The organism is Curvibacter lanceolatus ATCC 14669 (assembly GCF_000381265.1).
Classification (GTDB): domain Bacteria; phylum Pseudomonadota; class Gammaproteobacteria; order Burkholderiales; family Burkholderiaceae_C; genus Curvibacter; species Curvibacter lanceolatus.
This window is the reverse complement of record NZ_KB906254.1, coordinates 357,431-382,782: the sequence shown is the minus strand read 5'-3', so window position 1 is coordinate 382,782 and position 25,352 is coordinate 357,431. Positions and strand designations below refer to the sequence as shown.

Below are 25,352 nucleotides of genomic sequence, written 5' to 3'. Positions count from 1 at the left end.
ATCGGGGATTGCCAATACAGCTTCATGCGGCCTCCGCGACAAGTTGTGCATGCCCCAACTCCAGCAGGCGGGAATTGAAGGCGGCCTGCCAGACGTGGTGGTCTGGATGGCAAACGGGGTAAGGGTTGCTCACGGCATGGCCGTGGTGGGCATCAAGGGCATCGCGCTGGGCCATGGCCTCAACCGAGAGGTTGTGCGGGTAGATGAGGCTCATGCGCGGTCACCTCCATCGGCTTCCGAGAACGCCGGATTGCCCCGCGTGACTCGCTGAAGCAAAGTTGACTCATGCATCCATTGATCAGCCTGCTTCGCCAAGACTTGGTGCACGAGTTCGTGCCGGGGCATGTTTCGGGCGATCGAGACTGCATCAAAGATCTGAAGCAGCTCAACGGGCACCTGCTGACGCAATTCGGCGTTGGATTGAGCCGTGGCGCGGTCGCCTCTGGCAAAGAATCCAGCAGGGGTTTGGCTTTGGTCGGAGTGACTCATTCAGGCCTCACTGGGAAAAAAGGAAAAGGAAACGCTCATGGATCTGGCAATCAAGCCCACGGCGCCATTGACGGAAGAATTGATGGCGAACATCAGGAGAGAGCTCGCTTCGAAGATCCACCTGCAGGCAGCCCAAGAGCTCGCACTTCAGCTGGCGACAACTCCAGGCGGATCGGTGTTTCTGGAACAGTGGGCCCAGGGCCGGCGCGATCGAGCAGAGAAAGCAACCGCACCAGGGGTGTCGGCAGCCCTGTCTCAGCTGATGGGCGACGAGACACGGGAAGTGACCGAGCTGATGCTTCGAGCAATGGGCTTGTGAGCTGGGTAAAGCTGACCAGCCGATGGGCGCCAGGCATGAGGATTGCGAGAGATGCCATCTCAGGCCCCGATCGTTTGTTGAGTTCTGGCCCGGCGCTTCTTCCCATCGGCCGCCTGGGTCTTGTTGGGTCCGTATCGGTCAAGCAGCACGGTTTGCCACCCACGGGGGATGCCGCGCCCACGCCAGTTACTGACGTTCGATTGACCGATACCCAAGGCTTTGGCGAGATTGCCAACGCCCCCTTCGGCTTGGATTGCGGTGTCGAGTATGTTCATGGAGCCGCAATTTATCACGTTCGTGATTGATTTGCAAACACCATCGTGTTGTCAAGATAGCAAATATGGAAACGATCGGTTCACGCATGAGGGAAGCACGCAAGGCCAAAGGTTGGTCTCAAGGCGTGCTTGCGTCTGCCGCCGGCGTGAGCCAGGGCACCATTGGGAATGTGGAGTCCGGAATACGAGATGAGCCCCGCGAGCTGCTCAGCATTGCAAGAGCTCTGGGGGTAAGCCCTGACTGGCTAAAAACGGGCGCGCCACCGCGAAGTGGCAATGAGGCGCCCAGCCAGCAGGAAGACTCGCCAAGCATGCTGCAAAGCCTGGGGGCCTTGGATATGCACCTGGCAAAAATGACGCCAGAAATTCAGGCGGCTGGCCGCGCCACCCTCGGGAAGTGGGCCGCCGGCACTATGAGCTCAGCCGATGCCGCCAAAACGCTTGAAGCACTGATTTCCGCCAGTCAGCACCTCGGGAATCAATCGGACTCATAAAAAAGCCCGCTCAGGGCGGGCTTGGCGATGGCTGAGTTGCGAGTTACGCGGCTTGAGCCGTTGCGATCAGGTCGATCACGGTCGATGCCCACTTTACCTGCTGGACTGGTGTTCCATCATGATGCCGCTTGCCGGTGTCGAGGGTTCGGGCAAACTCGCGTCCTGCCGGCGTAGGAAGCCAATGGCCTCCGACCTTGATCTGCAGCCCGAGCTGGGCAAGCTTGGCATTGACCTTCTGATTGCTGATGCCAACCTGCTTACCAATTTCGGTGGGGGTCAGGTAGACAGCCTCCTGGTTCGGTGCGACAAGATGGGTCTTGTCGATGGTCTCCAGCAGGTTGACGTGGGTCAGCTTGGCGATGGCCTGGTTCGCTGAGATGGCCGCAGTGTTCTGGTCACAGCCGATTGCCAGGGCGATCTTCATCAGGGGGTCAAAGGCACCTGCCGCCTCGATCACGCGAGCGATCGGATTGCTCTGCTGGGCCTGGCCGTAGCCACCCGTGCGGCGGATCGTCGGCAGGATCTCGTCAAAGACCATGCGTTCAAAGGCCTCGGCGGCAGGAAGGGTGCTGTTGACCACTAGGCGGAACATGTCTCCCTCGGTGAGAACGCGCACCTCTTGCAAACCGCCGGCAGTCTGAAGGGGGTAGCGTTTCACGACCCCCTTGCAATGCCGGGTAAAGGCGTCGTTGTGGTTGGCATATCCAAGCGCATCGCAGATGTCTTTGCCGACGAAGAGCGGTTCCCCGCGTTCATCTGCGATCACACGGATGGTCTTGTTGTCGAAACTGAAGGGGATGAGTTGTCCCATAAAAGTCCTGTTCAAACGAACAGCTTGGCGATGGCGCTGCTCGCGCTACAATCACTGGCTGTAACTACAGAAGCTCTGCTGGTCGTCCCGCGAAGAAGGTCCAGCAAAGCGGCGAAAGCCAACTCCAAGCCACCAAGCCCTTGCGGGTCTGGTGGCTTTTTGTTTGGCTTGGCCGATGTGGACACTGGTTATGTGTCAGGCGGTCGGTGGCGAATGTAGCAGAGTCAATGGGTGTTTGTCAGCCTATTTCCACAAAAAAATTCAATTAAAAGTTAAGCGCAACTTGTTGATTTAATTGATGTTTTTCAGTTGGGCCAAAACAAAAAGCCCGCGATTGTATATCGCAAAAATGAACCTTGCAAACCAGGACGCGAAAATGAAAAACCCGCGTTGAGCGGGCGGTGAATTCGGATCAGCTGTTTCAGCGCTTTTTTTCTGGATCAAACTGCGGCGCTATCGCATCGGCGGCACGCTGCAGCGCCTGGGGTGCAGGCACGCCTTGAGCCATCAGTCGATCTCTTTCGGCAACGATCAGGCTGACCACCTTGGTGTACTCAGGGCGATCTAGGAATGGGTATTGCTTGATGACACCATCAGCATACCGTTGAAGTGTTTCCTGCGCGGATTCTTTTGCAAAGGGCAACCCACCAGGCTTTCCTGGCGAATCGGAAGCCCTATCGGTTTCTAGAGTAAATTGGTGGGTTAAATCCAAAGGCGGATAGGCGCACATCTCACCCTTGTACCTAGCCGGCTCGTAGAGACACTTGCATGCCGATGAAATCAAAGCGGCCGAAGCAGAAAAAAGCGTTGACTTTGCGTTTTTAACGGTGCATTCATCGGATGTCGGCGTAAGTAGCGGCAGCCCCCTACCGAGACCCTTTGTGGCCTGATAGAAACCGCCAGGAAACCTCTCTAAGCAGACCCGAACGGCCGCCAAGTGCGCTGGCTGGCTCTGAACTCCAGACAGATTGCCAATGAGACAAGAACTATAGTCATCAGCCCTTGCTAGGCAGGAGACTGCCAACAAAGCGGCACCCCAAAAGATCTTCATTGAATCCCCCTTTCACTTGCGAGGGGGATTTATTCCTGGGGTTCGTGGCCTTCACTCTCTGCCAGCCGCCCCGCCCCCAATCGCCGCAGTCTTTCGTCCACGATCTTAACAATCTCGGCCTTGGCCAGGCCCAGGGGCCTAGTAAATCCTTCCTTGGCCGCATCCTCCAGGGTGAAGGTAAGCATGGCCCTCGTGACGATTTCGGAGCTCATTGAGCGACCGCTGACCTTGCAAGCCTCTTCAAGGCGCGCTTTTTCTGCCTCGGTCAGGCGCACTTTCATCTGGAGATCTCGCATCGGTTCATCTTAAACCAGCAAGGTTGAATCTAAACCTCGTGTTGCCTGGGTGCCATGCGCTGGTTTACAGTCATCAGAATGAACCGCTTTGGTTCATCGAGGTGACCATGAAAGAAGCCCCCAAACTCACCGCAAGATCAATCCGAATCCCCTCCGAATTGATTGATCATCTGCAGGTAGAAGCCGACAAAAACAAGCGAAGCCTCAATGCGGAAATTTGGTTTCGCCTTGAGCAAAGCATTGCCAATGAAGCCCAAAAACGGACCAGATTGGAAAGTGCTACCAAGCAACCGAAATGATCCCATTGTGACAATTTATCACGCAGTCGTGTTTGAAAAAATGAACCACTTTTTTTGACCGATTCGGGCGCTTGGTCTTGTGACATCTTGTAAAAATGGTTCCTCATACAACCATCAGGGATTCAAATGTTGATCATCGATCCGGCTTGTCACAGCCGGCCGAGCCGCACCACAGGCCTGCCAACCTCCGCCCCCAACAAGCTCAGCCAACCGATATTGGGGGGCTTGTGAACCCTGACACCGCCGATACGCTGACCAGGAAGCTCTCCGCGCTGGAGGCCATGCTGCAGCACACCACAACCGAATCGGGCGCCTCCTTTCATAGCTTGGCCGCCCCAGTCCGCGAGTCCTACCTTCTTCATGCCGCCGACCTGGCTCGCGAATGCCTCGACCTAGTTCGATCAGAAATTTTTTAACTTTTCTCTCACACCCAATCACAAACGTGTTGACTTGATTGAACACGTTCGTGATAATTCACCCAAGCCAAACGCAACAGCGAGCGGCAAGGGTGAAACGGGATCGACCGGCCACCGACACGTTCTTCCAGTCGTCACGGCTGGTTAAACACAGTGGCCTCGGGGTCAGCTCTCGGGAAACAAAAGGCTGTCGGTGCGAAGGCTAGTAGCGCTCTGCCCCTGGATGGGATCAGGCAACGCGAACGAGATAGGGCCGCGGATGGAGGCATCCGTGAACCAAGGCACTGCGAAGTCCATCCGCTGGGGCTCAATACGGCGGTGAGGCATTCCGGGAGGCCAAGACAAGAAACGACCGACTGCCCTGGCAACAGGGCGAGAAACAAAGTGGCTCCGCAAGGGGCCTTTTTGTTTTTCTAACCACCTGGAGCTACCAAAATGCCCAAAACCAAGATCGATCCCCGCAGTGCAATCAAGAAGGCCAAGGACTCTGCCTATGCCAAGCTGGGCCCGGCCAAGATCCTGAAGCCGCTCAAGTTCATCCGAGAAGCCGTCGGCGTCTACGTGCTGATCCCTGGCACCGGTCAGAAAGAATGGGTGGACGGCACGGCCTACCATGAGGCCAAGCACAACGCCAACAGTGGGCGCGGTGCTGCTGTGCAGACCGCAGCGCGTAAGTTGGCTTTGGTTGCCTGACCATGCGTATCGGCAACGGACCCCGTCTATCAGTGCCCCGCCCCGGCGGGTATTGGCGGCGTGATTGGTATGGGCGCCTGCAATACGTATGGGACGGCAAGGCATACGACGAGCACCGCGCCCTCGCCCGCGCGCGGCTGCGCCACATCGTGGGCACCGCGCCTGCAGGCGACCGCAAGCAGCCAGCACGCCAGGCCCGGCAGTTCAAAGGCTTCCTGGCCGGGGTATTCCCTGTCGGCTATCGCTTGGTCGATGGCCATGGCCGCACCTACGGCAAGCGCTACAGCAGTGCCTTTGACATTCCTGACTCGGCCCGCATGCGCGTCGTGCGCCGCCAGCCCGAGGACTACCACTCCCAGCTCAGCCGCATGCTCAAGCGTGCGCACAAGCTGGCCGTGCGCGATGGCGAGTGACCTTCAGCCCTCACCCGAGGGTGAGAACCTGAGCGCAGTGACAGAGCGTTGAGTTTCTCAGTTACGGGGCGGCAACGGCGGTCGCAGTGCGTTGGGCGGGGTCCATAAGCCTCGATACCTGTACCAAACATCCCAACGACAGGCGTTTCCCGTTTTCCACAGCCGCCCCACCCTATTCCAACCAACCCCCTAGGGGGCTTTTTTCATGGAGCAATGCATGAGCACCAAAGACCTGATTGCCGAGATGACGGAGAACGTCAACAAGTACGGCGGCGAGAACATGACCACGTACCTGATGGTGCAGGCGATTCAAAAGCTGTCGGCGACCGATGCCGAACTCGCCTCTCTCCGCTCCGAACGTGACGCCCTGCGCGCCCGACTTGACGGTGCCGTCAAGGCTGCAGAAGCAGTGTTCGGCCAGAAGGCAATCCGCTACAAGTTCAGCCTGGACGAGGACGGTAGGCCATACACCATATTGCCGCCTGAAATGGATGGCCGGTGGTATGCACTCCAACCCGCAGAAGATGACGCTCACATCGGGCTCTGCGATGAAATCGTGCGCCTCCGCTCCGAACTTGAGGCGGCAAAACAAGGTGCAGCCATGTGGGAAACAATTCAAAGTCATATTGAAGAAGTGAGGGGCGGTGACAGCTGGATGGAAATCGAGATAGACCGTGACGCAAGTCCAACGGATTGGCTGAAAAGCTATTTTTCTGAAAAGGTCATCAGGTTTTCGGCCAACCAATCCCCCACAACAAAGCCCTCTGAGTGAGGGCTTTTTCTTTTGGAGGCCGTATGGCTGGATTCTGCGAAGGCGACACCTGCGGCCGCGATGGCTGCACCGGCGTGATTAATGTTCACCCTTCTGAAAATTGCTCTTGCCACATTTCACCGCCCTGTCATTCCTGCACATCGCCACGCAACTTTTGCCCTGAATGCGGGTGGGAAGAGGCCGACGAGCCGGAACCGGAAGCAAAGCTACAAACCCAGGCCGAAAAGGACTACTGGGCGGAATGGCGCAAAGAGCAAGAGCGAATCGACAGCCTGCCTCTGGACAACACCAAGGTCAGTTGGCGAGCCAGATCACACAGCAGTTGCTCAATGATCAAAGAAGGAGTTTACCCCCAGTCTGGCAACGATAGCGCCGACAGAGAAATGGTCAGAAAGCAAGTTGATGGCACGTTTGGCGGTCGATTTGAAAGCTTTGGCAAGGGCAAATTCAAGTTCATTGCCTACACCGATTAACCACCAGCCCGCCCAGTGCGGGCTTTGTCTTTTCTGGAGGTTCCATGTCCAACGACCTGACGATCCGGTTTGAACAAACCATTGAATCCCGGCCTGAAATTCAGCCAGTCCCGGGCGACCCCTTCATCAAGCCCGCCACGCTGGAGTTCATCAATGAGCTGACATCCCGGGCAGTTCGCGCAGAAGCGGCAAACGACCGCTTGGTGCTCGAAAAAACTAGGCTCTTGGCTCAGCTTGCAGATTTTGATTGCAAGCGCCCTACCGGCTACGAATTTGCGGTGTCGGTGCTGGTCCCGTTCATCAGCAGGCCGGTCATGGTGCACTTTGAGCCGCCAGGACGCGGAAAGAGCGTGACCCCTGATGACATCACCCGGGTCGACCACTGCGGAGATGACATCTCTTACCCCATGCGAGGCCTTGGCCTTGAAACCATCGCAGAAATCGTGAACGCCGAGTTGGCAGCACAGCGCCGGGCAGATGAAGAAGCCCGCGCCGAATCCATTCTTGCAACCATGGGAGAGCCCATCGTATGAACCGCCTCGAAAACTTCGCCCTCACCTTGATGGCTGTCGTTCTGATGCTAGCTGCAGCCGCCTGGGCCGCCACCGAATCAGGGGCGCCCACCGAACTGGAGGCTGCCAAGCAAACCGCCCTGGCCGTGGCCGATGTTGACCGCAAGGGACAGCAGGTCGAAGGCGAATACCTCTTTTCGCGCCGTGTGCAACTGGCCGGTGATGCCGTCTGCATCCGCACGACGGGCCCAGGCACCCGCGCTGTCTGGAGCGGCCCGGATGAAACCCTTCACTGCGTCCACCGTGACCGCCGCAGTGCACGGGATCGCCTGATGCTGGCTCAAGGGGGTGAGCGATGAAAGTCGAGCACGAATACGCGCAGGTTCTTCGCTGGATTGCCGATGGCGAGCCGGTTCAAGCGTACGAATCAGTACTCGGCGAGTGGCTTGATCGAGTCCCAAGCACGCTCCTGCTGGACATCTTCAATCAGGAAACGGCGCCCGAAAACTTCCGCATTAAACCTCGTCCAATCCTGATCAATGGGGTTGAGGTGCCCGAGCCGCTGCGAGTAGTGCCAGAGGTTGGAACAGCCTATTGGATGGCAGATACGTCGTCAGAAATACTCACATCTGTCGCTGAATGGGATGGTGATCAGCGCGACTTGCGATGGCTCAGGCGTGGGCTTTGCCACCCTAGCCAAGAAGCCGCAGAAGTCCACGCCCGCGCCCTTCTGTCGTTCACCGAGGTGACCCCATGAGTGCATGCAAAGGCGACTGCCGCGCCGGCCGCGAGCCCTGCCCCACTCCTGGTGGCTGCCATCGGGATGACGCCGACGAATTCACCACCTTCCTTGATGACGTGATCAGCACGGCCCGCACGGCCGGTGTCCTGATCTTCGTCCTACTTGTCATCTTTCTCGCTGCCGGCCACTGCTGGGGCGTTCTTTCTTGAGGTCAACATGACAACCGAAACAGACACCATGCCAATCCAGTTTGTCGAGCAGGAAGAGCGCGAAGCCCTTTCCCTGATGACGCTGGACATGCCCCTCGGCGCCGTGCAGCGCCAAGCCCAGGCCCAGCCACTCGCCGAGGCATCGCCCATGGGCATGATGCTGTCAGCATTGGGCCGCGGCGCCACGGTCGACCAGATCGAACGCGTGCTGGCCGTGCAGGAACGCTGGGAGGCCAACGAGGCCAAGAAGGCCTACGTGGATGCGATGGCTGAGTTCAAGAAGAACCCGCCGCGCATTCAAAAGCGCCGCCAGGTTGACTTCGAAAACAAGTCCGGTGGCCGCACGCGATACCGCCATGCGGATCACTTTGATGTCACGTTGCCGATCATCGAGGCCTTGGCCAAGGTGGGCATCAGCCACAAATGGAACGTGTCGCAGGCCGGGGGGCAGGTCGAAATCGAATGCATCCTGACCCACAAAAAGGGCCACAGCGAATCGACCCGCATGGCCGGGCCGCCTGACCAGTCCGGCGGAAAGAACGCCATTCAAGCCATCGTGTCGACCAAGACCTACTTGGAACGCCACTCACTGCTGGCGGCCACAGGCCTGTCAACGGAAGACATTGAGGACGACGACGGGGCCAGCGCCGCACCCGGCGAATTCGTTTCCGAAGAGGTTCAGAGCTGGATCGACTACGCGCTGGCCCGCCGTCAGAACCCTGAGGAATTCAAGGCGGCCGTGAAAGAGGCCCGCAAGGCGATCAGCGATGCGCGCGACGCTGCCGGCATGCGTGCTTTCAATGCGAGGGTGTCATGAAAGAACTTCTGATTCGCTGCTCATCCCTGGGCAAGATCATGACCGAGCCGAAAAGCAAGTCGGACGGCATCTTGTCCATTGGGGCCAAAACCTACATTCGGGAACTGGCCGCGCAGGAAATCTTCGGAGTGGACTTCGAAGTCTCCAGCAAGCAGATGGAAAAGGGCATTCTGGTTGAAGAGCAGTCCATTCAGCTTCTCAATCGAGTGCGCGGCCTGAACCTTTCCAAGAACAAGGAGCGCCGCACAGACGGGTTCCTGACTGGCGAGTGCGATCTCTTTGAGGCGGAGCGCCGAAGAGGTCGGGACATCAAATCCGTCTGGTCTCTCGCAACGCTGCCCATCACCGAGCTGGATTGCCAGGACAAGGGCTACGAATGGCAGTGCAGAGGCTATATGAAGCTCTGGGATGCTGATGAATGGTCTGTTGACTACGTAATGGTTGACACCCCCGACGACCTGATCGGCTACGAGAACATGACTCAGCACCTCGTCTCACATATCCCCGAGCACCATCGCCTCACCTCCTGGGTGATCAAGCGAGACGCAGAGAAAGAAGCGCTGATCAATGAGCGCGTGAAGGCCGCCCGCGAATACATGCGCGAGGTCATCAGCGAGTTCGACCGGACCCACACGCTGGGCGACGTGATTCGCTTCGTTGATCCCGAAGCCTCCGCCACGCCTTCCGCCCCCACTCCAGCAACACCCAAGGCGCCGGCCATTGAGGCCACCGCCATCTCATTCTGAGGACCACCACCATGACCACCGCCACTGAAACCGAAATCCTTGACCGCGCCGAAATCAACGGCAACACCGTGATCGTCCAGTACAGCCGCACCGAGGCAGCCCTGGCCATCCTGGTCAACCGCTATCAGGGTGTCGTCTTCGACATGACGACCACCAAGGGCGACAAGGAAGCCCGGGCCGCCCGCCTGGAGCTGACCACCCTGCGCACCTCGCTGGAGAAGAAGCGCAAGGAGTTCAAGGCCCCGGCCCTGGAATTCGGCAAGCGCATCGACAGCGAAGCCGCCCGGGTCACCGCTGAAATCGAAGCGCTGGAAAAGCCGATCGATGCCCAGATCAAGGCAGATGAAGGCCGCCGCGCCGCCGAGAAAGCCGAACGCGACCGCCTGGCCGCCGAGCGCGCCGCAATGTTCCAAGCCAAGATTTCCGCGATCCGGGCCTGCGTGGGCCGCTGCCAGGGCATCACGTCCGAGCGCATCGCCAACGGCATTGCCCAGGTCGAGCTGATCGATGTTTCGCCCGAGGCCATGGAAGAGTTCTCCGGCGAAGCCACCCTGGCCAAGACCGAGACCCTGGAAGCCATGCGCACCATGCACGACACCGCAAAGCTCCGCGAAGACGAAGCTGCCCGGGTGGAGGCGCAGCGCATCGAGAACGAGCGCGTGGCCGCCGAGCAGCGCCGGCAAGCCGAGGCCCTGGCCGCGCAGCAGGCCGCCCTTGAGCAGGCCGCCGCCGAATTGCGCGCCCAGCAGGAAGCCCAGAAGGCCGAAGCCGAACGCCTGGAAGCCGCGAAGGCCCAGGCAGCAGCGCCCGCCATTGCCGCCCCGGCCCCTGAGCCGATCAGCGCTCCGGAACTTGAGCGCCCCCTGGCCCAGCCCGAGATCCAGCAGGCCGGCCAAGAAGTGCAGCTGCAGGACCAAGCCCCAGCCGCCAACGCTGAAACCGTGCAGCCGGCCGCTGCAGAACTGCCCCGGGCCGACTGCCTGAACCTGGGCGAGATCAACGCTGCCCTGGGCAAGTGCGATGTGACGGCTGCCCAGCTCAAGGCCCTGGGCTTTGAATCGGTGGGCACAGAGCGCCGATCCACGCTGTTCCGCCAGAGCGACTTCGAGGCCATCTGCGACGCCCTGGCGCAGCACCTCAGCACGATCCGCGGCCTGTACCGCAGGGCTGCCTGACGCGCTGCCCACCCTTTCCTGCCACCTGATGCCCGCCACTGAGCGGGCTTTCTTTTTGGAGCATCCCAAGTGAACAAGCACCCCAACATCACCCTGAGCCCGGTCAAGTCCAGCCAGATCCATTCCGTTGGCTACGACGCCACGAGCAAGACCCTGGCCATCAAGTTCACCCGTGGCAATGGTGCCGTCTACCACTACCCGGGGGTGGAAGAAAAGGCGTGGAAAGACCTGATCGGCGCCAAGTCCATCGGCACGCACTTCGGGCAGCACATCAAGAAGCTGCCCTTCAAGAAGATCGAACCCAAGGCCAAGTGAAAAGGAGCCCGACATGCTGAAAAACCTGATCATCTACCGCATCGCCCCAGGCCCTGCCCTGGATCTCGAAACCGTCGAGCAGGCCCTGGCCAAGGCTCGATTCGTGGAGTGCGGCCCCACACAAGAACGATCCATCGGCTGGGTCGAGCCGCGCGGCGATGCCCACGGCCCCCTGGTCGAATCCATCGGAGGCCAGTGGATCCTGAAGTTCCAATCCGAGACCAAGGCCGTGCCCGGTGCCGTCCTGGCGCGCAAGGCCAAGGAACGGGCCCAGCAGATCGAGCAGACCACCGGCCGCAAGCCCGGCAAGAAAGAGATGAAGGAGCTCAAGGAAGAGATCCGCCACAGCCTGCTGCCGATGGCCTTCAGCAAGATGGGCGCAGCACTGGTCTGGATCGGCGCCGGCCTGCTGGTGATCGACTCTGCGACCCAGGGCCGGGCCGATGAAGTTGTGACGGCACTGGTCAAGGCGATCGACGGCTTTGCCGTGGCCCTGCTGGACACGAAGCAAAGTCCGGTGAGCGCCATGGCTGAGTGGCTGACCACCCAGGAACCACCGGCCGGCTTTGCCATCGAGCAGGAATGCGAGCTCAAGGCCGCCGACGAATCCAAGTCGGTGGTCAAGTACGGCCGCCACCCTCTGGACATCGAAGAGGTCAAGCAGCACATCGCCCAGGGCAAGCTGCCGACAAAGCTGGCTTTGACCTGGGATGACAGGGTTTCATTCGTCCTGACCGAGGGCATGCGCGTCAAGAAGCTGAGCTTCCTGGATGTTGTGTTCGAGGGCAAGTCAGCCGATGACGGCGGGTTTGATGCTGACGTGGCCATCACCACCGGTGAGCTTTCCAAGATGCTGCCCGACCTGATCAACGCCCTGGGCGGTGAGGCGCAGCGGCCGGGCGTGGAAGGCGGTGCAGCATGAAGATGGCCAAGCCATCAGCCCGCGACATTGACGCCGGCTATGACCTGATGAACGTTCTGCACGAGATTGACCGCAGATGGGGCGGCCCATGGTCGATTGATGGGCCTGAAGACCTCAGTGCCCTGGAGGATGATTTCGACGCCGATGAACCGGAGCACCTGGCGGCCCTCTACAACAACCTGGCCAAGCTGTTGCGCCGCGCCCCAGGATTCCCCGGCCGTGTGCTGGGTGGCATGTGCGGCGTCATCTGCTATGAAAAAACAAGTTTCTGGACCCCGCTCTCGACTATCTGGCGCTGCACCCTGATGTGATTGAGGGCCTGGAGTTACTGGCGGCCAAGCGCGCCGACTTTCTGCCCAGCCTGGAGCGCCAAGCGCGTGCCGCCGTGGCCGAGACCATTGAACGCGCTGCAGCCCGGCACCTGGCGGAAATGGGGCTCCCTGCCGTCTGACCCCGCCATCCCCCTTAACTAGCCCACTGTATGTGGGCTTTTTTGCGCCCAAACGCCATGAAAACAGCCCACCGCAATGCATCCCTGGCAAAGCACCAGGTCCGCCACCAAGCAGCCATCTACAGCCTGATGGCCAGGGTTCAGACCCTGACCAAGGAAGAGCACGCAACCATGATGAACCCGATCCGAATGGCCTACGAGCGAATGCGGATTGGCTCGGCCACCCAGGCCGACATTGAGGCCCTGCAGCGCTCCATGAAGTTCGGCGAAGTCCGGAGTGAGCGCATCGATGCCCTTTGCGTTGAGGTCTTTGTCCGGGCCATGGAATCGCTGGACCGCATTGAGGCCCGGGCCGCGCGCACCAAGACCATCGGCCTGGACGCCCAGGCCATGCAAGACCTGCAGGCCGGCATGGATCTGGTCTCAGACCTTCTGGAGAAATCCACCATGGACGACATCGTCAAAGCAGGGGATGAGGCGGCCCGCCGTCTGCGCGCTGCTGGGAAGCTGGGTGCACTGCAATGACCCTCCCCGAAGAACTCCGCCAGGCGTCCCGTTTGCTGGAGGCAGCAGCAGCAGAGATTGAGCGCAAGCAGTCATCCCTCAATCTGACAGAAGCACAAATCGAAGCGGCCATCAATGCCTGGTTCTCAGGTGTGCATGACCGATCTGAGTTCCAGACCCGGATGAGATCAGCCATTGACGCCGCCCTGTCCACCCAAGGAGAAAAGCCGTGATCCAAACAGAAACAGCAACGGTATACCGGGGCGGTGGGCGTAGATGGTTCAGCAAGAAGGCAGCGATTCGGGCTGAGGCGAACAAGGCATATCAAGCCCGGGTGAAAGTCAAAGATCGATGCGAGTGTGGGAGCCAGTTCATTGATGGCTTTGGCGACATCAATGATTACTGCCGCTACCACGATCGAAGTGAGCCCATTTATTACCGCTACATCCGCTTTGCCCAGTACGTGATCGGCAAGGCTGCCCAAGGAGAAAAGACATGAGTGAAGCACTGCATACACCGGGGCCATGGCCTATTGAGTATGACAACTCAGATGGGGGCCAATGGTATAGCGTCGGTCCAGCAACGATCTATTTCAACTACAACAGGGACCCCAAAGAGCAAGAACAAGCTTTTGCAGACGCCAGCCTGATCGCCACCGCGCCGGATCTGCTGATGGCACTGACCCGCATCGTCAAAGCCGACGACTCCGCAGAGCTGACCCAAGAAGACATCGAATTTGCCCGAGCCGCCATTGCCCGCGCTACCGGGAAGGGGGAGTGAGATGAAAGGCCGCCACTATTTTTTGATCTTCCTGGCGTATCTCGCGTTGTGCTGTGTTGGCTTCGCCATCCTTGGGCTGGATGAGCCATTCAGAACCATCTACCTGAGAGCAATCGGCCTCTTTTACTTGTGCATGTCTCCAGTCGTTGCGCTGATGTATTTGCGCGAGGTTGTGAATGAAAAGGAAACCCCATGACCCCCACCTCTGAAGTCATCCGGCTGGCACGGGAAACAAAAGTTATTCCGGTACTGACTGGCGGCCCCAAAGCCGACTATTTCAAGCTGATTGAGGACTTTGCCGCCCGCCTCATCTCTCTCGCAAAGGAAGAGGCTTTGGCAGAGGGGTGGCAGCCGATTGAGACGGCGCCTAAGGATGGGACGTCAATCATTGGCTGGCACGCCAAGTACGGCGCCCGTGAAACCAAGATGAATTTTTACGGCGAGGGGTCTCAGGGCTATGCGGATCATATGGCCGGCAAGGGACCTCTTGAGTGCGGATGGGATTGGTCCGAGCCAAAAAATGGCTGGGGTTTTTCATGGGAGCCCACCCACTGGCGCCCACTCCCCCCGCCACCCAAGGAGGCCCCATGAGCACCAACGGAGGCAAAACCGGCTGGCCTCCGGGACTACTCCAAGACGACGACAAGAAGCTCAGCAGATGGCTGGCAACTCGCCCAGGCGCTCGCCGGGTTGTAGATCAACGGTGCGCTGAGATCCGCGCCCAGGAAGGAAAGAAATCATGAGCACCACAACCCAATCCAAATGCTACAGCCTCGACAACGAGGAATTCAATCACGACTCCCTTGGGGATTTGCTGGACTCAATGATTGAGCCGGCCGTTGGCGATGTCTATTACGAGGCCGACTGCAGGCCGTTCACGAATGCTGATGTTGTCAGCCGCCATGAGGTGGATTCAATCCTTGAGCGCTTGGACGAGCAGGCTTACGAGGAAATTGGAGAAGTCTTTGACAACGAATTCTCCAATGTCACTCAAGAGGCAAAGGCAGAGCTTTTGGCGCTACTCACTGCCTGGGCTGACAAGCATGTGAGTTTGGAGCACTACTGGAAGATCACCGGCAAATCGCGCGAAATGAAGTTGACAGCGGAGGAATTGCCATGAGCACCACAGAACAGAAGGCCCTGACTACAGCCCAATTTGCGGATGTCTGCATGAACCCCGAGGATTTCTACCCAGGGAATTTCGACACCCCGATGCGAGCCAATGCGCTCATGTCTGGACTGCTGCAAGACGCAGCCGCCGAACTCCGCCGACTCTCCGCAGAAAACGAAGCCCTGCGCGCCGACCTGGAAACGGAGCGGGCAGCTTTCAAGATCTGCGCCCAGGAGCGATACAACTACCACGCCAGTCTGGTGGACATGCGCTACCAATTGACGGCAGTAACAAATGAGCGTGACGCACTGCGCGCCCAGGTGGAGGCGCTGATCAAGCCGGTGATCCATTACACCCAAGGCGCATGGTTCATGGCGTCATCCATTGAAGAAATGCAGGCGTTTTTTGAGTCGCGCCTACCGGCCATTCGCGCAACCGCGTATGCCAACGGGTATGCCATCGGCGTGCATGGCTCCATGCGTCGGGACATGGACCTGATTGCTGCGCCTTGGTGCGAGGGCGCCGCTGACGCTGAAACGCTTGCCCACGCCATCGCCAAGGCCGCTTGCGGCATTGATCGGGATGGTGCCTACAACTGGGAACAAAAGCCCTTCGGGCGCATTGCGACAAGCCTGCCCATCTGCTGGGTGGATAACGGCGTGGATGGGGCCGGGCACATTGACCTCTCGGTGATGCCTCAGGCGCTGACACGGCCAGCCGTGCCCGAGGGGGTCACACGCACTGACTTGGGATTTGATTTCGATGGTGAAGCCCAGCATCACGTCCCCAAACTGACAGTTTGGTTTACCCCGGCCCCGGTGGGCGCCCCGTGCGATGCAAAAGGCTGGAAGGACCGAGATGCGTTGGCTGCTTTGCTCTCCGCTCCCCGGCCCGAGGTACAGGCCAAGGCCCTGGAACAGCATGACGCAGATAGCCGTGAGCTGAGAAGCCTTTGCGCGGCCCGCGATGAAGCACGGCGCGAGCGCGACAACCTGCGGTCCAAGTTGGATGACCTGGAAATCCAAAACGCATCACTGGAATCTGAGGTTTGGCACCTAAGCACGCTGTGCGATGAGCAGCGCGCAATTCTGGTCGATGTCGAGAAGGAATTCGGCACCGATGCCCACGGGATCGAGTTTGAGGATGGAGATTCCAAGCTCATTGATCGGATCCGGGCTCATCTCGCCATGCTTGCCGCTCCCCAGCCCGAGGCAACCATTAAGGATTCCTCAAGGGTTGAGGCACAGCCCATGAGCCCCGACCTCAAACAGCGCTGCGCCGCCCTGGATACGCGGTTGAAGGACTTGGGAGTCAAGCGACTGCACCTGACAGCCGATCCGAACGTCAAAAACCTGAATGATCTGGCCGCTTCTGCATGCTCCATGCTCGAAGCATTTCTCGACGGGAAATTCACCGAGGTGGACATGCTTGATGAGGGGGCTCCCGAGGCACAGCCCACCGAGGCAGCACAGAAAGGCGGTGCGTGATGCTGAAGATTGCTCCAATATCTCTCAAGCAAGCGTGCGCCTTTATCGCGGCGCACCACCGTCACAACAAACCGCCATGCGGCTGGAAATTTGGCGTCGCGCTGCGCCGGCCTGACGGCACGCTGGTCGGCGTGGCCACAGCGGGGCGCCCTGTCGCGCGGCACAACGATGATGGCCTGACGCTGGAGGTCAACCGATCCTGCACGGATGGCACCAGGAACGCCAACAGCATGCTCTACGGGGCCGTGTGGCGGGCTGCCCGCGCTATGGGCTATGTCCGCTGCATCACGTACACGCAGCACGACGAGAGTGGCGCCAGTCTGCGTGCCGCTGGTTGGGTACGCGTCAAGGAACTGGCCCCGCGCGGCTCTTGGGCGGCATCAACAGCCAATGAGAAATTGCGCGCGATGCGCGACCCAGTGGGGAATGGCGGCGTGGCTCGCGTGCTCTGGGAAATCAAGGCAGCACAGAAAGGAGGGGTGTAGAGATGGCCGGTAGAAACGCAATATGCAGCATCCTGTTTAGCGATGACCCATTTCTGACAGACATCAATGGATGTGTGCTGCCCGATGGGCATTCGGGGCCTCACGAATTCGTTGATCAGCGAGCCAGGGTATGGCAGTGGGAAACCGACCTCGAATGCGATTGCGAGCACTGCCGAGAGTGTGAAGGCGATTACTGCACGACCTATTGGCAAAAGCCGGCAGCACAACCCAATGGAGGAACACCGACATGAAAACCATCACATGCGTCGACCAATACGACCCAAATGTCCGCTGGTCCAAGCACACGATCCGCAGCACCCTGATGCAGTGGGACTATTCGATTGATCTGGAATCGGAAGTTGGCGGCAACTGCCGGGGATCGACTTTGTTTGAGATCGCAATCGAAAACTACTACGAAAAGCATTGCGATGAGTATGGAATGCTGATGCTCATTCTCACCAAGCCCAACGGCGACACGCTGGAGGTCTGGTTTGAGGATGAATCGGAGATGCGCGATATGTGCGTTGCTACGGCCATCATCAACCGCATTGAGGAAAAGCCATGACCCCAGAGAACTGGCCGGAGCCGGTGGCGTTCAGAGATGACGGAACTTCGGGTGGATATGGTCAGCCGAGCTATCGGGTCGCCACTCACGAAACGGTGACAACCAGCATGCACCCATCCACCGCGAAATCTTTCACCGAACCCCTCTACACCGCAACCCAGGTCCGGGAGATTGTCAGGATGGAGGTGGAGCAACTCAAGCTCGATGCCGATGAGATGGTGCGGCAGATGCTGGATGCGATGGCGAGTTCAAAGACCGTCAGAGTGTCAGATGACTATCTCGCCGCCATGCGCGACGCCCGCAAGTGGCTCAAGGAGAACAAAGATGCTGACTGAAGAACAAAAGGCCGCCCTCATCAAGCGCCACGCCACCACGTACCGCAATCGGGTGGTGTTCACCAAGGCCCTCGGGTTCACTGAGGCCGATCTGGCCGCCCTGATCTCCGATGTCGAGCAAGCCGTGCGCCAAGAGATGCGCACACTCGTAGAACAATGCCGAGATGCGCTCGCAGAAGAACTGGCCGCCTGGGACATTGACCCACCACTACACCACGTCTTGACTTCGCACGATGCCTGCGTGTCTTGGCTCAAGGAGCATGCTCATGCTGACTGAAGAACAGATTGACGCCCAGACCGCTCAGATGTTTGGGCAAATGCCCGGGGCATTGTTGGCAGTTCATCGGAATTTCGCCCGAGCCATCGAGCAAGCCGTGAGGAAGGAGATGGAGGGGGACACCAGGGATGCAGCCAGGTATCGACTGATGCGACGTGGCCAGCGATGGAGCATCATCAATGGCATAGGTGATGTGCTTCGAGGCGAAGAACTTGATAAGGCAGTTGATTCCCCTGTGGACGCGGGAAGTAAAGAAATGCCGGCCGACTTCGATCCTGCACAACCGAGCATTACGGCCCACTGGCCTTTGGAGGCCCCGTGGACTGACTTTGCAGGAAACCCGATTCATGCGGGTGACACCATTCGTCATCCGACTGATGGATCGGAGGGGCTGGTCTTTGTTGACCACTCAATGCTGGATTCTGCGAAGTAGCGCGTTCGATACCACGGTCTTGGCGGGTCGTCGTCTCTCGTGCTTCAAATCGGAGACAAAGGCCAGGCCGTGGTTGTGAAGAAGGCAGGAAAGGATCAACCATGACCGACAGAGAGCTACTTGAGAGCGCGGCTAGGGCTGCGGGGTACACCACTGATCACAAATGGAATGCCGAACGGCTTCTTCTTGATCCGCCTGTCATGGCGTTGGTGGCGTACAGGGACGGCGAACTGGTGAGCACGGGCTGGAATCCCCTCGAAAACGACGGCGATGCCTTCCGTCTGGGCATCAAATTCAGGGTGTTTGGCACAGACGAATTCCTGCGCTTCCTGGGTGTTGCTTACCTCGAATGCGCGGGCCAGGATGAAACCGCCATGTGGCGCAGGGCTATTGTTCTCACGGTCGCAGCCATTGGGGAGAAGGTAAAGTGAGCGAAGAATCCAACATTGATGTTCACGAGCGATTTCTGATTGAACGCCTAGAAGAACTCCGGCAGGCATACATGCGCGATGCCAAGCCATACGTTGATCAGCTTGCAGCAATCAGGTCAATGAGAGCGCCTCCGACATACATGGTCAACTTGTCTGAGCTAGCCCCAGAATTTGCCAAACAGCTTGCTGAACGCATCCGATCTAGCTAACCCCCTCCCCCACCCAACCACAGGCCCCGAAAGGGGCGATTCAAGTCTGACTTTCTGACAGAGTTGAATGAAATCAACAACTTAGGCCCCGAAAGGGGCTTTTTTCATGGAGAAACAGAATGGGTGATGCTCCACATCCAGTCAAAACGCCTATTGGCGCAGAGCCCGGGACGCAATATGGATGCCTGCGCGTTCTGCGCACGGTCAAGTTTGGAAGGAAAGCTGAAGTTGCATGCCAATGCGAATGCGGCGCCACTGAAGATAGGCGCCTGGGCGTACTGAAGGATGCCATCAAGAAAGGACGAAAGCCATCATGCCGAGCATGCGTTTCCAAACTCAAATCTAAGAATGGCATGGCACGCTTCGAGTTGGAAAGGTACTTCGGCAAACGTTATGGTCGGCTGCTTGTCACTGGCTCTGATGTCGACCCGGATAGATCAAATGTAAAGACTCGCCTTGTATGTCGATGCGATTGCGGAGCGCAAGCTGTTGTGCGGCCACAAGATCTAATTAATGACCATACAACCTCGTGTGGATGCTTTCACCTTGAGAGACAAATCGAACTTGGCAAGGAAAAGATACGTCACGGTCACGCAGTTAACGGAGTTCTAAACGGGCACACACCAATCTACCGAGCTTGGCAAAAGATCCTTGCTGGAGTTCGTGAAGGTTGGAGGGCCGGCTTCCATCTGGTCTGTCACGAATATGACCCGCGTTGGGATGAGTTCGAAAACTTCCTAGCTGACTTTGGACAGATTCATCCCCACGAAACTATATCCAGGCGTGACAACCAACTGCCATGGAGCAAAGACAACTGCTTTGTGAACATCGGTAGACGACATCCAAAGCAGTCAAAAGCCTAACCCCCACCAGCCCGCAATGCGGGCCCAACCAATTCAAGCACCATGCCTACCATCTCCATTGAACCCATGTACCTCTCCCGTGAAGAGGTTTCCAAATTCATCAGCCTGTCTGAGGACGTCATCTACAAGATGGCGAACCAGGGCGAGTTCCCAAAACCGCGTCGCCTGTCGAATCGCCGAGTTGGCTGGCTGGTGAGGGAGGTCAAGGAATGGGCCGAGGGCCGGCCAGTGTCGGACATCCTGCCGCCGGAGAACACTGGCCACTCAAACCGCTGATGCAATCTCTTCAAGCCTGGCGGAAAGGAGGCCCAGCCAATGCCTCTTTTCCTTGTCGTAGTGGTACAGGTTGTAGGTGCCCACAATGCCGGGCTGAACGTGCCCAATGATGGCCTCTGCGATCTCGTTGGGGCATCCCAGAGATGCGAGCAACGTTCTCCCTGTTCGCCTCAGATCATGGGGCGACCAGTGCGTCACTTGGAATCGTTCCCTTGTGATGTCTGGCCTGGACTTGCTGTAAGGCATCCGGAAATGGATCGGAGACCCTACGTTGACCTGTAGCAGGTGCGTTTTCACCCCCTGCTTTGTCGTTCTAGGGAACAGATATCCACCCTGAAATTTCTCCATCCTGCGATTGACCACCTCCAGCGCTCTGCCGACCAAGGGCACACGATGGTCAGTTGCTGATTCAATGTGTCGATTCTTGGTGAGTCTCTTTGGCAGGGTCCACCACACTCCATCCTCTTCTTTGGTCACCTGGCTGGCATGCATCTGGACCAGCTCTACACCTCGGCTGCATGTCCACAGGTAGAGCAGCACCACGTCCCGCACGGCCTCGCTCATCAGGCCAATGTCTTCGCGAAGCAGCGTCCCCACCTCCGGGACCGACAGTACTCGCTTCGCAGTCCCCTTCCTCACCCCATCTCGCATTGCCCCCTTGGACTTCATCTTTGGGCCAGACACCTGCCGCCACCAGTTGGGCGTCTCATCCGGCAGCAGGCCTGCGTCCATGGCTATGTTCCATGCCGCGCCAAGCTCAGCTTTTACCGACTTGGCAAGAACGGCTGTACCCGCCAGGCTGGACATCAGTTCAAAAACCATCTTCCGGCTGACCTCGGCCGCCGGCATCGAGGCAAACGGCGCTGTAGCGCGCCTGAGTCGCTGCGCAACAGCAACAGCCCCTTTCGGCTCACGGTTATTTGCCAGGTGACCTTTGGCATAGGCTTCAACGACATCAGCCACCGTGGTGACCTTGATGGCGGCCTCCTCCTCGGCTTGTCGGCGTAGCTTTTTTTTGTCCAGCGCAGGATCTACGCCAGAGGCTCGAAGGTCTTTGAGCTCTTGCCACCTGGTGACTGCATTGATCCAGCCCATCGCCGGCCATTCGCCGATCTTGACTTGACGCATACGGCCGTCCACCGGACTCTTGAAGCGATAGATCCATGTGCGCTTTGTCGCAGTTGCCTCAAGGCGTAATCCCTTCACCTCGTCGAAGGCGATAGACTCACCAGGATTCATAGCTTTTGCTGTGCGAGCATCGAATTTCAAGGGCTCCCCCCGTTTTTGCTTGGCGTGATTTTACAAACCTACGCCAAACCTACGCCAAAGTCTTTGGAGTCCTACCAATTTGCACATTCTCACGCGGATCATCAGGGCTGGCCGGAAATCAGAAATCCTTTGATATTCAACGGCTTACATGCCGATTTCGTTTCAAATCAACGGCTTACAAGACAAAAAGAACCCATGAACATTGTGATTCTGGACGACTACCAAGACGCAGTGCGCAAACTCAATTGCGCGGCACGCCTGGACCCCTTCTCCGCCAAGGTCTACACCAACACGGTGAAAGGCCTTGGGCAGCTGTCCGTGCGGCTCAAGGATGCGGAAGTCATTGTGCTGATTCGGGAGCGGACCCACATCACCCGCCAATTGATCGAGAAGCTCCCCAAGCTCAGGCTGATCTCCCAGACGGGACGGGTGGGCAGCCATATCGATGTCGGCGCCTGCACCGAGAAAGGTATTGCGGTGGCAGAAGGCGTCGGTTCGCCGGTCGCGCCTGCTGAGCTGACCTGGGCGCTGATCATGACCAGTATGAGGCGACTGCCTCAGTACATCGCCAACCTCAAACATGGCGCATGGCAGCAGTCGGGGCTGAAATCTGCCTCCATGCCACCCAACTTTGGTCTGGGCAATGTGCTGCGGGGCAAGACCTTGGGCATCTGGGGTTACGGCAAGATTGGCCAGTTGGTCGCCAGCTATGGCGCCGCGTTTGGCATGAATGTGCGTGTCTGGGGACGTGAGGCATCGCGTGCCCAGGCCTTGTCGGACGGCTACCAAGCCGCCAATAGCCGGGAGGAATTCTTCGAGCAGTGTGATGTGTTGAGCCTGCACCTGCGTCTGAATGACGAGACCCGCGGCATCGTGACGCTGGAAGACCTGTCGCGCATGAAGCCCAGCTCGCTGATCGTCAACACCTCACGCGCCGAACTGCTGGAAGCTGATGCCTTGATTGCGGCTCTGAATCGGGGTCGCCCTGGCATGGCCGCCGTGGATGTATTCGAAAGCGAGCCCATTTTGCAAGGACATGCGCTTCTAAGGCTGGAAAACTGCGTTTGCACGCCCCACATCGGCTATGTGGAACTCGACAGCTACGAGTTGTACTTCGGCGCGGCCTTCGACAATCTGGTGAACTACATCCGGGGCACGCCCACCAACATTGTCAACCCTGGTGCATTGCAGGTCCGCCGCTGACCACCCAAGCCCCGTCCACCCGAAAGGTATTCGGCACTGAGCGTCGGTGAACGGGGCAGATGCGTCAAGGCGCGCCCGGGCCACAACGGCCACAACTCAAAGCTTGTCAGATTTCGAGATGGACTTGCCGAGATCAGCCTCGAACAAATCGAAGTCGATCAGGTTGCTGTCTTCGATGGTCGTCGATTCAACCGGCATGGTCACGGGCATGCGATCGAGTTCAACCAGCCCCGTGCCGTCCAACGAGAAATCCAGCGGAGAGTCCAAGGGCGAGTCGAGGGGCGAATCAAAAGGAGAGTCCAGGGGGGAGCGCAATTCGGCGGCCTGCGCGCCTGCATCGCCCCCCTGGCCAGCCCCTGTGACGAGCACATCGGTCGACGCTCTGACGGGGGCAAGAGCCGCCTCCATGTCGCTCAGGTCCAGATCGAGATTCATCACGCTGTCGGGGCCCGATGACTGGGTGGAAGGACCGAAACCCGAGATCGGCTCCACCGGCATGAATTCCGCCGGAATCTGCCCAGGCGCAGAAGCAAATTGAGAGTCACGCACCGTCTGAAATGCAGACGACAAATCACCGGACTGCAGACGCGAACTGCTGACACCCGAGGCGCCATCGCTGCGCACCTCCTGATCAAGCTGGCGGGCCACGGCCTGCAATACAAGCAGATCCTTGAAGGCGTCCAGGTCGAAGAATTCGCCAATTGAGACTGCGTGGGCATGAAAGACCGCATCCTCCACGGCCATCAACGCACCCGGGCTGCCCCAGACCTTTTCAAGATAGGACAAGGTGCGAGGATAGGCCTCCAGGCCCTTGCCAGCCTTTGAGAACGCGCTGAAAGGCGGCACTTCGGCACTGAAGATCTGATTGAACCGCTCTCGCAACCGGGCGTACTCCCCGGTGTGGCTGAGTGTATGGTGAATTTTCAGCAGATCGAGGTACGCCAGAGGCGTGCTTTCCGGATACTGGTCGATATAGGTTTGCAGAACGGCGATGGCCTCGTCGTATTGGCCGAGCGAGACAAAAAACTCTGCGTGCTGCTGGACATCGAACAGATCCAGGGGCGGCTTGGAGCCGCCCCCTGGCAATGGAACACCCGCCAAATCAGCAGAGCTGGCGGGACGCAACTCCGACTTCAGGAAATCAGTCGGTGATTTCGGTGCCGCTGTTGTCGCCTTGCCCATGCTTTCAAGCCGCTGAAAAGCCGATTCGCTCAAGTCGAGGTCAACATGCACACCCGACATGGACGAGAGAAACGCAGGCTTGGCCACCTCAGCCATGATCGGTCTGGCCCCCCCGGATGCCGGGGCATGCGCCGGCACTGCGAGCGCCGGCTCAGGCAGCACCGACGCGCCTGCTTCTGCATCCTGCTTCGACTTGAGCCCTGCCTGCCACCAAGGGGCTTTGCCCTTTCGAGCGGTCTTGGCGACCACAACCCCTGTCGGCCTCCCCCCGGCGCCGCGCTTCAGGCGCAGGCCAGCATAGGCCCCCAAGCCGAGCAGGAGAAATACCAATCCGGCCAGCCCGTAAACCACGGGGTTGGTGTAGCGCTCATCCTCCGCCTCAGCCAAGCGGCTCTTCAACTCGTTCAGTTGGGCCTGAGCCTGTCTGTCAACAGATCTGAGGCGCTTGTTCTCCGCCTCCAATCGCGCCCGATCATCTGTGTCGGCAAGGATCTGCTCCAACGATCGATTCAACGATGCCCACGCAGCCAAGGCTTGCGCCCGCTGCGGCGATGCCCCCTCTTGCGGCACAACACTGAGCATGGGAGAAGGCTTCAAACCCACGGCGCGCTCAATCGAGTCCACCGGAGAATCCAACTTGAGTCGAGCCTTGGCCACTTGTGGAACCGCAGGCTTCTTTGCGGTAGCCTCTTTGGAGGCCTCATGGCGCGATGCGCGCAGGGCGCGGTCCCCACCGTTGCCGGACAAGGCATCGCGCGGACCACGCGCTTCGCTCGAGCCAATCTGAGCAGGTATTGCGACCGCGTCGGGGCTCTTTGGCATCGACACCGAAGCTGCTGCAGCCACTGCGGGCGCGCCCCCTGCTGACCACACTGCACGCGGGTCCTGCGGAAGCTCGGTCAACAAGACATAGCGACGGGTGACTTGCTGATCACAGCTTGCCGTCAAGGTCACCGTGACCACGGGCTCGTCAACAGGGACATTGGATCGAAGGCGCACCACACGGTCGCCCGCATTGCCGGAAATCGCCAGCGTCACACGCGAGCCATCAATGCGGGTGTCACCTTGGGCCAGTTGAACACGCAGACAACCCGCATCCACATCCTCGCCAGACTCGAGTTTCAACTCAAAGGACAGCGAAAGCGCCTGCCCCAGGACGGCGTTGCCGCGCACGTTCCCAAGACTGAGAGCAAAACTGCTACCAGCCAGCGCCAACAGGGGCACCCCGACGAAAATCTTACGTATTTTCACA

41 protein-coding genes are annotated in these 25,352 nt (G+C 58.9%); 33 read left to right on the top strand and 8 right to left on the bottom strand.

What is annotated here, in order from left to right; translation table 11 throughout:
• Nucleotides 1–22: 22 nt before the first annotated feature.
• Nucleotides 23–214 carry a hypothetical protein gene (locus F624_RS0106305; RefSeq protein WP_019573430.1) on the bottom strand — a complete coding sequence of 64 codons (192 nt, stop codon included), beginning with the start codon at nt 212–214 and terminating at the stop codon, nt 23–25.
• Entirely contained in the window at nt 211–489 is a 279-nt protein-coding gene (locus tag F624_RS0106300) for a hypothetical protein (protein ID WP_019573429.1), read from the bottom strand. Before F624_RS0106300 ends, F624_RS0106305 begins: the two co-directional genes overlap by 4 nt.
• A gap of 37 nt (nt 490–526) precedes the next feature.
• Between F624_RS0106300 and F624_RS0106295 the strand changes: the two genes are divergently transcribed.
• On the top strand, nt 527–808 hold the full coding sequence (locus tag F624_RS0106295) for a hypothetical protein (protein WP_019573428.1): 282 nt from the start codon (nt 527–529) through the stop codon (nt 806–808).
• 59 nt (nt 809–867) lie between these two features.
• On the opposite strand, the gene F624_RS34740 is transcribed toward F624_RS0106295, so the two are convergent.
• Nucleotides 868–1,083, bottom strand: coding sequence for a helix-turn-helix domain-containing protein (locus F624_RS34740; RefSeq protein WP_157443352.1), 216 nt, complete (start codon nt 1,081–1,083; stop codon nt 868–870).
• 65 nt (nt 1,084–1,148) lie between these two features.
• On the opposite strand from F624_RS34740, the gene F624_RS33945 reads away from it, so the two are divergent.
• The gene (locus F624_RS33945; protein ID WP_019573427.1) at nt 1,149–1,577 is read left to right on the top strand and encodes a helix-turn-helix domain-containing protein; all 429 of its coding nucleotides are present in this window, start codon (nt 1,149–1,151) and stop codon (nt 1,575–1,577) included.
• A gap of 43 nt (nt 1,578–1,620) precedes the next feature.
• Here F624_RS33945 and F624_RS0106285 read toward each other — a convergent pair whose 3' ends face one another.
• The 3 genes from F624_RS0106285 to F624_RS0106280 form a co-directional block, all read right to left on the bottom strand.
• Nucleotides 1,621–2,388, bottom strand: a complete 768-nt coding sequence (locus F624_RS0106285; protein WP_019573426.1) for a BRO-N domain-containing protein — start codon at nt 2,386–2,388, stop codon at nt 1,621–1,623.
• A 421-nt stretch (nt 2,389–2,809) separates the two neighbouring features.
• A complete protein-coding gene (locus tag F624_RS34735) occupies nt 2,810–3,118 on the bottom strand; it encodes a hypothetical protein (protein WP_157443351.1) in 309 nt (102 codons plus the stop codon).
• Nucleotides 3,119–3,468: 350 nt separating this feature from the next.
• Entirely contained in the window at nt 3,469–3,720 is a 252-nt protein-coding gene (locus F624_RS0106280) for a hypothetical protein (RefSeq protein WP_157443350.1), read from the bottom strand.
• Nucleotides 3,721–3,842: 122 nt separating this feature from the next.
• On the opposite strand from F624_RS0106280, the gene F624_RS33940 reads away from it, so the two are divergent.
• The 30 genes from F624_RS33940 (at nt 3,843) to F624_RS0106125 (ending at nt 20,446) form a co-directional block, all read left to right on the top strand.
• The gene (locus F624_RS33940; protein ID WP_157443349.1) at nt 3,843–4,034 is read left to right on the top strand and encodes an Arc family DNA-binding protein; all 192 of its coding nucleotides are present in this window, start codon (nt 3,843–3,845) and stop codon (nt 4,032–4,034) included.
• 851 nt (nt 4,035–4,885) lie between these two features.
• Nucleotides 4,886–5,143 carry a hypothetical protein gene (locus F624_RS0106260; protein ID WP_019573421.1) on the top strand — a complete coding sequence of 86 codons (258 nt, stop codon included), beginning with the start codon at nt 4,886–4,888 and terminating at the stop codon, nt 5,141–5,143.
• Nucleotides 5,144–5,175: 32 nt separating this feature from the next.
• Entirely contained in the window at nt 5,176–5,556 is a 381-nt protein-coding gene (locus tag F624_RS0106255) for a hypothetical protein (RefSeq protein WP_019573420.1), read from the top strand.
• A 217-nt stretch (nt 5,557–5,773) separates the two neighbouring features.
• Nucleotides 5,774–6,328: a hypothetical protein gene (locus tag F624_RS0106250; RefSeq protein ID WP_019573419.1), complete on the top strand. Its 555-nt coding sequence runs from the start codon at nt 5,774–5,776 to the stop codon at nt 6,326–6,328.
• 23 nt (nt 6,329–6,351) lie between these two features.
• Nucleotides 6,352–6,801: a hypothetical protein gene (locus F624_RS34730; protein WP_031254266.1), complete on the top strand. Its 450-nt coding sequence runs from the start codon at nt 6,352–6,354 to the stop codon at nt 6,799–6,801.
• A gap of 44 nt (nt 6,802–6,845) precedes the next feature.
• Nucleotides 6,846–7,334, top strand: coding sequence for a hypothetical protein (locus F624_RS0106240; RefSeq protein ID WP_019573417.1), 489 nt, complete (start codon nt 6,846–6,848; stop codon nt 7,332–7,334).
• Nucleotides 7,331–7,672 (top strand): hypothetical protein, encoded by a 342-nt coding sequence (locus tag F624_RS0106235; RefSeq protein WP_019573416.1) that lies wholly within the window; start codon nt 7,331–7,333, stop codon nt 7,670–7,672. The genes F624_RS0106240 and F624_RS0106235 overlap by 4 nt, the downstream gene beginning before the upstream one ends.
• Nucleotides 7,669–8,070 (top strand): hypothetical protein, encoded by a 402-nt coding sequence (locus F624_RS33270; protein ID WP_031254265.1) that lies wholly within the window; start codon nt 7,669–7,671, stop codon nt 8,068–8,070. Before F624_RS0106235 ends, F624_RS33270 begins: the two co-directional genes overlap by 4 nt.
• Nucleotides 8,067–8,264 (top strand): hypothetical protein, encoded by a 198-nt coding sequence (locus tag F624_RS0106225; RefSeq protein WP_019573415.1) that lies wholly within the window; start codon nt 8,067–8,069, stop codon nt 8,262–8,264. Before F624_RS33270 ends, F624_RS0106225 begins: the two co-directional genes overlap by 4 nt.
• 7 nt (nt 8,265–8,271) lie before the next feature.
• Entirely contained in the window at nt 8,272–9,081 is an 810-nt protein-coding gene (locus tag F624_RS0106220; protein ID WP_019573414.1) for an ERF family protein, read from the top strand.
• Nucleotides 9,078–9,827, top strand: a complete 750-nt coding sequence (locus F624_RS0106215) for a hypothetical protein (protein WP_019573413.1) — start codon at nt 9,078–9,080, stop codon at nt 9,825–9,827. The genes F624_RS0106220 and F624_RS0106215 overlap by 4 nt, the downstream gene beginning before the upstream one ends.
• 11 nt (nt 9,828–9,838) lie before the next feature.
• A complete protein-coding gene (locus tag F624_RS32235) occupies nt 9,839–11,002 on the top strand; it encodes a DUF1351 domain-containing protein (RefSeq protein ID WP_019573412.1) in 1,164 nt (387 codons plus the stop codon).
• 69 nt (nt 11,003–11,071) lie between these two features.
• Nucleotides 11,072–11,317 (top strand): KTSC domain-containing protein, encoded by a 246-nt coding sequence (locus F624_RS0106205; protein ID WP_019573411.1) that lies wholly within the window; start codon nt 11,072–11,074, stop codon nt 11,315–11,317.
• Nucleotides 11,318–11,330: 13 nt separating this feature from the next.
• Complete coding sequence (locus tag F624_RS0106200; protein ID WP_019573410.1) at nt 11,331–12,239, top strand: recombination-associated protein RdgC; 909 nt, start codon at nt 11,331–11,333, stop codon at nt 12,237–12,239.
• Nucleotides 12,236–12,550 carry a hypothetical protein gene (locus F624_RS32230; protein ID WP_019573409.1) on the top strand — a complete coding sequence of 105 codons (315 nt, stop codon included), beginning with the start codon at nt 12,236–12,238 and terminating at the stop codon, nt 12,548–12,550. The genes F624_RS0106200 and F624_RS32230 overlap by 4 nt, the downstream gene beginning before the upstream one ends.
• Nucleotides 12,547–12,690 carry a hypothetical protein gene (locus F624_RS35705; protein WP_019573408.1) on the top strand — a complete coding sequence of 48 codons (144 nt, stop codon included), beginning with the start codon at nt 12,547–12,549 and terminating at the stop codon, nt 12,688–12,690. The genes F624_RS32230 and F624_RS35705 overlap by 4 nt, the downstream gene beginning before the upstream one ends.
• Nucleotides 12,691–12,747: 57 nt before the next feature.
• Nucleotides 12,748–13,215, top strand: coding sequence for a hypothetical protein (locus F624_RS0106190; RefSeq protein ID WP_019573407.1), 468 nt, complete (start codon nt 12,748–12,750; stop codon nt 13,213–13,215).
• Nucleotides 13,212–13,427 (top strand): hypothetical protein, encoded by a 216-nt coding sequence (locus F624_RS34725; protein ID WP_157443348.1) that lies wholly within the window; start codon nt 13,212–13,214, stop codon nt 13,425–13,427. The genes F624_RS0106190 and F624_RS34725 overlap by 4 nt, the downstream gene beginning before the upstream one ends.
• Nucleotides 13,424–13,693, top strand: a complete 270-nt coding sequence (locus F624_RS34720) for a hypothetical protein (RefSeq protein WP_157443347.1) — start codon at nt 13,424–13,426, stop codon at nt 13,691–13,693. Before F624_RS34725 ends, F624_RS34720 begins: the two co-directional genes overlap by 4 nt.
• Nucleotides 13,690–13,974, top strand: coding sequence for a hypothetical protein (locus F624_RS0106180; protein WP_019573405.1), 285 nt, complete (start codon nt 13,690–13,692; stop codon nt 13,972–13,974). Before F624_RS34720 ends, F624_RS0106180 begins: the two co-directional genes overlap by 4 nt.
• Before the next feature lie 192 nt (nt 13,975–14,166).
• The gene (locus F624_RS0106170; RefSeq protein WP_019573403.1) at nt 14,167–14,565 is read left to right on the top strand and encodes a hypothetical protein; all 399 of its coding nucleotides are present in this window, start codon (nt 14,167–14,169) and stop codon (nt 14,563–14,565) included.
• 148 nt (nt 14,566–14,713) lie between these two features.
• A complete protein-coding gene (locus tag F624_RS0106165) occupies nt 14,714–15,094 on the top strand; it encodes a hypothetical protein (protein WP_019573402.1) in 381 nt (126 codons plus the stop codon).
• Nucleotides 15,091–16,572 carry a hypothetical protein gene (locus F624_RS0106160; RefSeq protein WP_019573401.1) on the top strand — a complete coding sequence of 494 codons (1,482 nt, stop codon included), beginning with the start codon at nt 15,091–15,093 and terminating at the stop codon, nt 16,570–16,572. Before F624_RS0106165 ends, F624_RS0106160 begins: the two co-directional genes overlap by 4 nt.
• On the top strand, nt 16,572–17,057 hold the full coding sequence (locus F624_RS0106155; RefSeq protein ID WP_019573400.1) for an XF1762 family protein: 486 nt from the start codon (nt 16,572–16,574) through the stop codon (nt 17,055–17,057). The genes F624_RS0106160 and F624_RS0106155 overlap by 1 nt, the downstream gene beginning before the upstream one ends.
• A 247-nt stretch (nt 17,058–17,304) precedes the next feature.
• A complete protein-coding gene (locus F624_RS32225) occupies nt 17,305–17,622 on the top strand; it encodes a DUF5406 family protein (RefSeq protein ID WP_019573399.1) in 318 nt (105 codons plus the stop codon).
• Nucleotides 17,619–17,957, top strand: a complete 339-nt coding sequence (locus F624_RS0106145) for a hypothetical protein (protein WP_019573398.1) — start codon at nt 17,619–17,621, stop codon at nt 17,955–17,957. Before F624_RS32225 ends, F624_RS0106145 begins: the two co-directional genes overlap by 4 nt.
• Nucleotides 17,947–18,234, top strand: a complete 288-nt coding sequence (locus tag F624_RS0106140; protein ID WP_019573397.1) for a hypothetical protein — start codon at nt 17,947–17,949, stop codon at nt 18,232–18,234. Before F624_RS0106145 ends, F624_RS0106140 begins: the two co-directional genes overlap by 11 nt.
• Entirely contained in the window at nt 18,224–18,667 is a 444-nt protein-coding gene (locus tag F624_RS0106135) for a hypothetical protein (protein ID WP_157443346.1), read from the top strand. The genes F624_RS0106140 and F624_RS0106135 overlap by 11 nt, the downstream gene beginning before the upstream one ends.
• Before the next feature lie 101 nt (nt 18,668–18,768).
• A complete protein-coding gene (locus F624_RS0106130) occupies nt 18,769–19,098 on the top strand; it encodes a hypothetical protein (protein WP_031254262.1) in 330 nt (109 codons plus the stop codon).
• 1,138 nt (nt 19,099–20,236) lie between these two features.
• Nucleotides 20,237–20,446, top strand: a complete 210-nt coding sequence (locus F624_RS0106125) for a helix-turn-helix transcriptional regulator (RefSeq protein ID WP_245573566.1) — start codon at nt 20,237–20,239, stop codon at nt 20,444–20,446.
• Here F624_RS0106125 and F624_RS0106120 read toward each other — a convergent pair.
• A complete protein-coding gene (locus F624_RS0106120) occupies nt 20,435–21,715 on the bottom strand; it encodes a tyrosine-type recombinase/integrase (protein WP_019573393.1) in 1,281 nt (426 codons plus the stop codon). The two genes, F624_RS0106125 and F624_RS0106120, sit on opposite strands and share 12 nt — an antisense overlap.
• 195 nt (nt 21,716–21,910) lie before the next feature.
• Between F624_RS0106120 and F624_RS0106115 the strand changes: the two genes are divergently transcribed.
• Nucleotides 21,911–22,918 carry a D-2-hydroxyacid dehydrogenase family protein gene (locus tag F624_RS0106115; RefSeq protein WP_019573392.1) on the top strand — a complete coding sequence of 336 codons (1,008 nt, stop codon included), beginning with the start codon at nt 21,911–21,913 and terminating at the stop codon, nt 22,916–22,918.
• A 96-nt stretch (nt 22,919–23,014) separates the two neighbouring features.
• Here the strand turns inward: F624_RS0106115 and F624_RS0106110 are convergent, their stop codons facing one another.
• A complete protein-coding gene (locus F624_RS0106110) occupies nt 23,015–25,351 on the bottom strand; it encodes a hypothetical protein (RefSeq protein WP_157443345.1) in 2,337 nt (778 codons plus the stop codon).
• Nucleotide 25,352 lies beyond the last annotated feature (1 nt).

Excerpts from the sequence above, each read along its gene's own strand:
- F624_RS0106305 (WP_019573430.1), bottom strand. The coding sequence starts at position 214 with ATGAGCCTCATCTACCCGCACAACCTCTCGGTTGAGGCCATGGCCCAG.
- F624_RS0106300 (WP_019573429.1), bottom strand. The coding sequence starts at position 489 with ATGAGTCACTCCGACCAAAGCCAAACCCCTGCTGGATTCTTTGCCAGA.
- F624_RS0106295 (WP_019573428.1), top strand. The coding sequence starts at position 527 with ATGGATCTGGCAATCAAGCCCACGGCGCCATTGACGGAAGAATTGATG.
- F624_RS34740 (WP_157443352.1), bottom strand. The coding sequence starts at position 1,083 with ATGAACATACTCGACACCGCAATCCAAGCCGAAGGGGGCGTTGGCAAT.
- F624_RS33945 (WP_019573427.1), top strand. The coding sequence starts at position 1,149 with ATGGAAACGATCGGTTCACGCATGAGGGAAGCACGCAAGGCCAAAGGT.
- F624_RS0106285 (WP_019573426.1), bottom strand. The coding sequence starts at position 2,388 with ATGGGACAACTCATCCCCTTCAGTTTCGACAACAAGACCATCCGTGTG.
- F624_RS34735 (WP_157443351.1), bottom strand. The coding sequence starts at position 3,118 with ATGTGCGCCTATCCGCCTTTGGATTTAACCCACCAATTTACTCTAGAA.
- F624_RS0106280 (WP_157443350.1), bottom strand. The coding sequence starts at position 3,720 with ATGAAAGTGCGCCTGACCGAGGCAGAAAAAGCGCGCCTTGAAGAGGCT.
- F624_RS33940 (WP_157443349.1), top strand. The coding sequence starts at position 3,843 with ATGAAAGAAGCCCCCAAACTCACCGCAAGATCAATCCGAATCCCCTCC.
- F624_RS0106260 (WP_019573421.1), top strand. The coding sequence starts at position 4,886 with ATGCCCAAAACCAAGATCGATCCCCGCAGTGCAATCAAGAAGGCCAAG.
- F624_RS0106250 (WP_019573419.1), top strand. The coding sequence starts at position 5,774 with ATGAGCACCAAAGACCTGATTGCCGAGATGACGGAGAACGTCAACAAG.
- F624_RS34730 (WP_031254266.1), top strand. The coding sequence starts at position 6,352 with ATGGCTGGATTCTGCGAAGGCGACACCTGCGGCCGCGATGGCTGCACC.
- F624_RS0106240 (WP_019573417.1), top strand. The coding sequence starts at position 6,846 with ATGTCCAACGACCTGACGATCCGGTTTGAACAAACCATTGAATCCCGG.
- F624_RS0106235 (WP_019573416.1), top strand. The coding sequence starts at position 7,331 with ATGAACCGCCTCGAAAACTTCGCCCTCACCTTGATGGCTGTCGTTCTG.
- F624_RS33270 (WP_031254265.1), top strand. The coding sequence starts at position 7,669 with ATGAAAGTCGAGCACGAATACGCGCAGGTTCTTCGCTGGATTGCCGAT.
- F624_RS0106225 (WP_019573415.1), top strand. The coding sequence starts at position 8,067 with ATGAGTGCATGCAAAGGCGACTGCCGCGCCGGCCGCGAGCCCTGCCCC.
- F624_RS0106220 (WP_019573414.1), top strand. The coding sequence starts at position 8,272 with ATGACAACCGAAACAGACACCATGCCAATCCAGTTTGTCGAGCAGGAA.
- F624_RS0106215 (WP_019573413.1), top strand. The coding sequence starts at position 9,078 with ATGAAAGAACTTCTGATTCGCTGCTCATCCCTGGGCAAGATCATGACC.
- F624_RS32235 (WP_019573412.1), top strand. The coding sequence starts at position 9,839 with ATGACCACCGCCACTGAAACCGAAATCCTTGACCGCGCCGAAATCAAC.
- F624_RS0106200 (WP_019573410.1), top strand. The coding sequence starts at position 11,331 with ATGCTGAAAAACCTGATCATCTACCGCATCGCCCCAGGCCCTGCCCTG.
- F624_RS32230 (WP_019573409.1), top strand. The coding sequence starts at position 12,236 with ATGAAGATGGCCAAGCCATCAGCCCGCGACATTGACGCCGGCTATGAC.
- F624_RS0106190 (WP_019573407.1), top strand. The coding sequence starts at position 12,748 with ATGAAAACAGCCCACCGCAATGCATCCCTGGCAAAGCACCAGGTCCGC.
- F624_RS34725 (WP_157443348.1), top strand. The coding sequence starts at position 13,212 with ATGACCCTCCCCGAAGAACTCCGCCAGGCGTCCCGTTTGCTGGAGGCA.
- F624_RS0106180 (WP_019573405.1), top strand. The coding sequence starts at position 13,690 with ATGAGTGAAGCACTGCATACACCGGGGCCATGGCCTATTGAGTATGAC.
- F624_RS0106170 (WP_019573403.1), top strand. The coding sequence starts at position 14,167 with ATGACCCCCACCTCTGAAGTCATCCGGCTGGCACGGGAAACAAAAGTT.
- F624_RS0106165 (WP_019573402.1), top strand. The coding sequence starts at position 14,714 with ATGAGCACCACAACCCAATCCAAATGCTACAGCCTCGACAACGAGGAA.
- F624_RS0106160 (WP_019573401.1), top strand. The coding sequence starts at position 15,091 with ATGAGCACCACAGAACAGAAGGCCCTGACTACAGCCCAATTTGCGGAT.
- F624_RS0106155 (WP_019573400.1), top strand. The coding sequence starts at position 16,572 with ATGCTGAAGATTGCTCCAATATCTCTCAAGCAAGCGTGCGCCTTTATC.
- F624_RS32225 (WP_019573399.1), top strand. The coding sequence starts at position 17,305 with ATGAAAACCATCACATGCGTCGACCAATACGACCCAAATGTCCGCTGG.
- F624_RS0106145 (WP_019573398.1), top strand. The coding sequence starts at position 17,619 with ATGACCCCAGAGAACTGGCCGGAGCCGGTGGCGTTCAGAGATGACGGA.
- F624_RS0106140 (WP_019573397.1), top strand. The coding sequence starts at position 17,947 with ATGCTGACTGAAGAACAAAAGGCCGCCCTCATCAAGCGCCACGCCACC.
- F624_RS0106135 (WP_157443346.1), top strand. The coding sequence starts at position 18,224 with ATGCTGACTGAAGAACAGATTGACGCCCAGACCGCTCAGATGTTTGGG.
- F624_RS0106130 (WP_031254262.1), top strand. The coding sequence starts at position 18,769 with ATGACCGACAGAGAGCTACTTGAGAGCGCGGCTAGGGCTGCGGGGTAC.
- F624_RS0106125 (WP_245573566.1), top strand. The coding sequence starts at position 20,237 with ATGTACCTCTCCCGTGAAGAGGTTTCCAAATTCATCAGCCTGTCTGAG.
- F624_RS0106115 (WP_019573392.1), top strand. The coding sequence starts at position 21,911 with ATGAACATTGTGATTCTGGACGACTACCAAGACGCAGTGCGCAAACTC.